1 protein-coding gene is annotated in these 417 nt (G+C 61.6%); it reads left to right on the forward strand.

Features of this window, described 5'->3' with window-relative positions; translation table 11 throughout:
- Window positions 1-14 precede the first annotated feature (14 nt).
- Window positions 15-417 (forward strand): DinB/UmuC family translesion DNA polymerase (locus tag CHM34_RS18610; RefSeq protein WP_240512080.1); only part of this gene is annotated, 403 nt, incomplete at its 3' end.

The following is a 417-nucleotide window of genomic DNA, read 5'->3' on the forward strand; positions in this document are numbered from 1 at the left end:
CCCTTAAGGCGAAGATGGCCGACTTCACCGTCTGGTCGCGGTCGGTGACTCTGACGGGAGCCACCGACTTGCCTGAGAGGATCTCCCAGCTGGCGGTGCGGATGCTGGATTCCCTTGATTTGCGCGAGGGGGTGCGACTGCTGGGCGTCGGGGTATCGAATTTCGCTACGTCGGCTCAGGAGGAACTTTTCGTCGTTGACGATGAGGGGAGGCTGCTCGACGAACCCGAGGTGACCGAGGAGATCACCCCCATCCAGCCGGGACCCTTTGGCCGACGTCGATCTTTTGACGGGCGAAATTGGCCTCCTGGGGTTGACCTCATTCACGACGAATATGGGCGTGGCTGGGTGTGGGGGTCGGGTCGCGGCATCGTCACGTGTCGATTTGAGTACCGGGGAAGTGAGATCGGAAGGGTGA

Origin of the sequence: Paludifilum halophilum, assembly GCF_002245355.1 — a bacterium.
Lineage (GTDB): Bacteria > Bacillota > Bacilli > Thermoactinomycetales > DSM-45169 > Paludifilum > Paludifilum halophilum.